The 6,537-nt window shown below is 57.5% G+C and carries 3 protein-coding genes; 2 read left to right on the top strand and 1 reads right to left on the bottom strand.

The window, feature by feature from the left end; translation table 11 throughout:
- The coding region (locus tag SGJ19_06235; GenBank protein MDZ4779830.1) for an N-6 DNA methylase at positions 1-1,044 on the top strand (1,044 nt) is incomplete at its 5' end.
- A 241-nt stretch (positions 1,045-1,285) separates the two neighbouring features.
- Positions 1,286-4,213, top strand: coding sequence for a DEAD/DEAH box helicase (locus SGJ19_06240; protein ID MDZ4779831.1), 2,928 nt, complete (start codon positions 1,286-1,288; stop codon positions 4,211-4,213).
- Positions 4,214-6,203: 1,990 nt separating this feature from the next.
- Here the strand turns inward: SGJ19_06240 and SGJ19_06245 are convergent.
- On the bottom strand, positions 6,204-6,537 hold a 334-nt coding region (locus SGJ19_06245), incomplete at its 5' end, for a hypothetical protein (protein MDZ4779832.1).

Here is a 6,537-nt window from a genome sequence, read left to right on the forward strand (position 1 = left end):
CAATACTTCACGCCGCGTGAACTGATCAAAGGCATCGTCGATTGCGTCCAGCCAACCGCCGACGATTCGGTCTGCGACCCGGCCGCCGGTACCGGCGGCTTCCTGCTCTCAGCTTTCGACTACGTCGCCAAACACCAGGGAAAAACGCTCGACAAGGATCAGAAAAAACACCTCCGTACCAAGTTCGTCAAAGGCTGGGAACTCGTTCCCAACACCGCCCGCCTCTGCATCATGAACCTCTACCTCCACGGCATCGACGCCGACCCCTGCCCGATCAAATCGGGCGTCGACAGCCTGGCGAGCGATCCGGGCGAGCGGTTCAGCGTGGTCCTAACCAATCCACCGTTCGGCAAGAAGAGCAGCATCGCCATCGTCAACGGAGAAGGCGACCTCGAGAAGGAAGATCACACTTACGAGCGGCAGGATTTCTGGACCTCTACCAAGAACAAGCAGCTCAACTTCCTGCAGCACGTCAAAACACTGCTCAAAGTCAACGGCCGCTGCGCGATCGTCGTTCCCGACAACGTGCTATTCGAAGGAGGCGCCGGGGAAACCGTCCGCCGCAACCTCCTCAAGCAATGCGATGTCCACACGCTTTTGCGCCTTCCCACCGGCATCTTCTACGCCCAAGGCGTCAAAGCCAACGTCCTCTTCTTCGACAACAAGCCCGCCCAGGAAAACCCCTGGACGTCGAAGCTTTGGGTCTACGACCTCCGCACGAACATGCACTTCACGCAAAAGACGAACCCGCTCCAGCGCTCCGACCTCGACGAGTTCGTGAAGTGCTACAACCCCGAAAACCGCCACCGTCGCAAAGCCAACTGGGACGAGGAAAAGAAACCGGACGGCCGCTTCCGAGTCTTCGACTACGACGAGCTGATGAAGCGCGACAAAGCCAACCTCGACATCTTCTGGCTGAAAGACAAAAGCCTGGAAGACTCCGACGACCTCCCCGACCCCGACGTCCTAGCCCAAGAAATCGCCGACGACCTCCAGACAGCCCTAGAACAATTCACCGCCATCGCGGAAAAAGTGAAGCAGTAAAGAATGAAGCCGATTTCCGGATAAACGGCCCGATGTCAACCCGCCTTGGTGGAAGCACGTCGAGAACTCGTTGCCGAAATTGCGAAATCTGGAGACCGCAATGCCTATTTGGTCGAACAGGCGGGCCGTCGCGTGGTTCGATGTTTCGGAAGTTGGGACCGTCAAGCTCGCCGACGGAATAGCAACTCGCCCAGGTTTGCCGGCATAGCGATAGAAGCGACCAACTGAGGAGTCACCGTTAGTGAACAAGCTACAGCCGGCAGGCATGTTGGCGCAGCTTGCGTCGCTCGTCTTTTCCAAGCAGATGACGGCCGAGCTTCGAACGGAAACGCTCGACAACGGTCAGGTTCAAGTTACGCCGCTTTTCACCATCGATGGCCAGGAAGTCCCGCCGGAGTTGATCGGTACCAATGCGACGCAATCGATCCTCGGCTATAGCGTCCGAGTCGACGGTTTGGCTGCGACGGTCATTCGCGAAACTCAGCGGCGGCCGACCCGGCTCTCAAAGAAGAAAGCCGCGGAGTTTCTGAGATCGCTCAAGTTGTCCGGTGTTCCGGTTCGCACCAAGGCGGGCGGCGAGGAACCTCGTATTCAGGAAGTCCGTCCGGAAGTCTCGCTCGTTCTCAATCCGGACGACTCGCTGGTTGTCGACTCCAGTTTGGTGACTGCCGACGGCGTCGTCGTCGAAAAGCCAGAGGATCTTGCCGTACTTAAGGAAGACGACGGCTGGTTTCTCGTCAACCACGACTTCGTCAAAGTCATGACGACCGGCACGCCTCTGGACGAGATCCTCATTCCAAAAGAGGGCAACGGAGTCCTCGCGGGAGAGCAAATCCCCCGCTTCCTCAAGGAACTGCAGAACCAAGGCACAAAGCTCGGTGCGGTCGAGAAGAACGACCTTCTCAAAGATCTGTCGGTGTTTCCTGCCAAGCCCGAGCACGTTGCGAAAGTTGACGGCGACAAGGATGCGATCAAGATCGATACCAGCCTCGTTTTCAAAGGTCCCAAGGGGGCGATCTACGAGCAATCGCCTCAAGAGATCACCGAACTCGAATCGAGCCGCGGCGGATTCAAGCGCGCCCGCGAAGGGTGGATCGACGTTCCGCCGGATGCCGCCGATAAGTTCCGCACAGCTTGCAAGGATATCGCCGACCGCTTGGGCGATCTGTCCGACGTGCGCGGCTCCGAGATCCCGCAAATTCTTTCGAAACTGCTCACCATCGGTTCTGAAAAACTTGCGAAGAACCCCTGGGCAGTCTATTTCTCGCGAGCCGTTCAAGACGCCCACCGACTCGTCGAATCGCCCGCCGACGTCGAATTCCGTTTGAACATCGTCGAGAGTGACGGAAGGTCGCTGCTGGAACTCGATCCGATATACAACCATCAGCGGTTCAGTTTTACGCACCGAGATGTCGAGTCCGTGATCGCCGGCGGTGACGGTTGGGTGCGTCGTCGCGATGCCTGGGTCAAGGTCGACGTAGACAAGTTCCGGAAGATCAAGGCGAACGTCGAGCGGTTGCACATGCAACCGGGGCCGAACGGATTCACGTTCCCCGCCAGTGAGCGAGAGCGTGTTATCGACGTCTTCTCGCTGCTGGGAACCATCCGTCACTCCGATGCCTATGCCGAATTTCTGGCGAAGCTGGCCGACTTTGAAAAAATCGAAGAAATGCCCCTGCCGTCGAGCTTGCGATCAAACATCCGGCTGCGTCCCTACCAGCAGCACGGCTACAACTGGCTGGCGTTTCTTCACCGCTTCGGACTGAACGGTATCTTGGCCGATGATATGGGCCTGGGAAAAACCCTGCAAACATTGGCCGTCACTCAACGCGCCAAGGAAATGTCCGGCAGCAAGTTTCCCGTGCTGATCATATGCCCCACCTCCGTCGTCAATAACTGGAAGGCGGAGATAGGGAAGTTCTTCCACGATGCGCCGGTCGTCGTCTACACCGGCGGCCGTAGAGAGTCGAAGCTTGAGCGCGTGCAAAGTTTGCTCGGGTTTGCATCGCACGGATTGACGTCCCCCTACGTGATCACCAGCTACGACATCGCTCGGCGTGATCACGACAAGTTGAACGAACTCCCCTGGCTCTATGTCGTGGTCGACGAAGGCCACAACATCAAGAATCCCGACGCCGAACGAACCAAGGCGATCAAAACCATCAACGGGCAACACAAGCTGGCCCTAACGGGCACTCCGATCCAAAACAATCTGGCGGAACTCTGGTCGCTCTTCGATTTCGCCATGCCCGGATATCTCGGCACCCGATCTCAGTTCCAGGAGAAATTCGGCCGCAACGGCACGGTCAATTGGGAAGCCGTCCGTTCGGGGCGTTTGAATCTCAAGGACCGAATCCATCCGTTCGTCCTGCGCCGTCTCAAGGAGCACGTTGCCAAGGATCTGCCGCCCAAAATGGTCGTCGACCAAAAAGTCGAACTGACTCCGCTTCAGGTTCGGCTCTACAAACAAGTGACGCAAAGTGCGGAATATCAGAAGATGGTTGCGCAAATCGACGCCAAGGGCTTGGACAATTCTCGTCTCGAAATATTCGCGGCTCTTTCCAAGCTGAGAGGGATCTGCAATCACCCGTGCCTCGTCGACGAACAGACAAAGGCCGGCATCGTCAAGTATGACGACTCCGGAAAGCTGGAAGCACTCAAAGAATTAATCGAAGAAGTCGTCGATGGCGAACATCGCGCGTTGCTGTTCTCTCAAAGCACGCAAATGCTTGACATCATCGAGGATTTTTTCCGAAAGTGGGAAGTCAACACGCTTCGACTCGATGGCAACACCGCCCCGAACAAGCGGCAACTGCTCGTCGACCAATTCAACGGCGATAAATCGCTGCATTGCTTCCTGATCAGTACGAAAGCCGGCGGCACGGGGCTGAATCTCACCGGCGCGGATACCGTCATTTTCTACGATCACGACTGGAACCCGGCGAACGACATGCAGGCCCAGGATCGCGCCTATCGCATCGGGCAAACGAAGCCCGTAACCGTCTACCGCCTGATTTCGCAAGGAACCATTGAAGAGAAAATTCTGGAGCGCCAAAGCCTGAAACGAACGCTTGCCGACGAAATCATCGGCGCCGACGGCGCGGGCTTTAAGGATATCACCCGCGACGAACTGTTCGCCCTATTCAAACTCGACGAGTCCGACGACTAACCGCCGGACGGCATGTCTCAACATGGAATTCTTCAGCAGCCCCGCGCGCTCCAAACCCCGCGAATTCCAACGTCAAAATCTTCCTCAAAACTCTCCGCCCGCCGCCCCGCTCGGCACTTCCGAGTTATTGCAACACCACCCCCGCGCACACAAACTCCGAATCCTCATTTCCCCTCGCCGCCCCGTTAGATATGGTCAACAGAACTCGCGAGGCGATACGCGCGCGAGCCCTGAAACGTCGGTATAGGCCGGATATTCCGGCTCCTCGTGGGCCTGATTCAAGACGCAAAGCTGCCAAGGCGCAAAGCGTGCGACGGATGATGTTTGCCGATTTCTTCGCGTCTTCGCGTCTCTGCACTGCAAACGTTTGAAATTTGCTTCTCGTGAGAAGATTTTACGCGGCGAGTTCGTTTGCCTTTCATCGATTGCCGACGTTCTTCCCTTCGGCTTCTCTCGTTTTATCTGTGTTCATCGGTGTTCATCGGTGGTTAAAAAATCCTTCTGCGTCTCCCCGTCTTCTCCGTGCCTCCGTGCCTCTGTGGTGAAAAATCCGCCTCTTCTTCCCTTCGGTTGCGGCTACGCCGCGCTGAGTGCTCCTGTCCAAAATCCAGGGCCCTTCCCGCATTCCCGCCGTCTCGGCTCCCGCCCGTCATCGTTCATCGGTGGGCAATCCCCAGTCTTCTTTGCGTCTTTGCACCCTGGCGTCTTTGCGTTGAAACGAACTTGCCCCTCCGCCAAGCGGCCGTCTCCCCCTTCGCGCTCTTCGCGTGCTTCTGTTCAAAATCCGGAAATCTTCCCGCATTCCCGCCGTCTCAGCTCCCGCCCGTCATCGTTCATCGGTCGGCAATCCCCAGTCTTCTTTGCGTCTTTGCACCTTGGCGTCTTTGCGTTGAAACGAATTTCTCCGGCCGCCAATCCACCTCCCTCCTTTCGCGATCTCCGCACTGCAAACGTTTGAAATTTGCTTCTCTCCGGCTTCTCTCGTTTTATCTGCGTTCATCGGCGTTCATCTGCGGTTAAAAAATCCTTCTGCGTCTCCCCGTCTTCTCCGTGCCTCTGTGCCTCTGTGGTGAAAAATCCGCCTCTTCTTCCCCCCGCACTTCTTGCGGCTTTCCAGCTTTGGTTGCGGCCAACCGCCGCGCTGTGCTCTTCGCACTGCAAACGTTTGAAATTTGCTTCCCTTCGGCTTCTCTCGTTTTATCTGTGTTCATCGGTGTTCATCGGTGGCTAAAAAATCCTTCTGCGTCTCCCCCGTCTTCTCCGTGCCTCCGTGCCTCCGTGCCTCTGTGGTGAAAAATCCGCCTCTTCTTCCCTTCGGTTGCGGCTACGCCGCGCTGAGTGCTTCTGTTCAAACTCCGGAAATCTTCCCGCATACCCGCCGTCTCGGCTCCCCCACCCGCCGTCATCAAGTGCCCATTTTCCCAGTGCGGCGGCCCGCCACTGCTACGCGCACAAAGAATTCTCGCGCCACTGCTACGCTATTTTTCGGCCCCATTTTCGACCTCGCCCGGGCGAAAACTTGCCCCTTTGCCGCGGTTTCGCACACCACGCTCCGCTCCGACGAGTCTCTCGACGCGAGCATACTGCTACACCCCCGCTGCGCGCCCCTGTTAGTTGCTACACCCCTTTTCGTATCCTTCATTCGTAGACATCAACCGGCCGGTCCGGATCAGTGTGCAATAAGTTCCCGATTAGTGTTCCAACTCCGCCTCCGCGTTTCCCTCTGCGTTTGGTTCGCATTTCAGGCCGCTTTTTGCCTGCTTTGTTTGGAATTTGGGATTTGGAATTTGGGATTTCCGGCGGCCGCACGGCTGCCCGCTCTAACTCCAACGTCTATCTCTAACGTCTAGCGATGATCACCTACTCCCTACAAAACCTCCTCCTCGACGATCCCGAACTCGACCAAATGTTCGACACGGATGGCGGGCTCCTCGGACCCATCGTCCGAATGCGCTGGATCAGCAACCTCGTCCGGCTGGCGGTCATCGAATCAGTCGACCAGGCCCACGCCGCCGCCGGCGAGTACACCGAGCACGAAGCCGAAATCCGCCGCCTCCGCCGCTCGAGCATGGCGCCGGATGTGGGCCGTTATTACCCCGTCGAAGGCAAAGCCAACCGGGTCTTCAAACGCCTCCTCCCCGAACAAGCCCGCCAAATCGTCGAACACTGGCGAGCCCGGCAACCTCTCGGCGACCTCCAAGAAGACGAGTCGATACCCCCGCGACGTCCACCAAGTACTGCCGTGCGAAAAGATGCCGAGCACTTCGAAGAACTCCCGATGCTTACGCTCCCGTTCGACAGGCTCCCCTTCGGCAAGCTCAGGG

The organism is Planctomycetia bacterium (genome assembly GCA_034440135.1).
Taxonomy (GTDB): domain Bacteria; phylum Planctomycetota; class Planctomycetia; order Pirellulales; family JALHLM01; genus JALHLM01.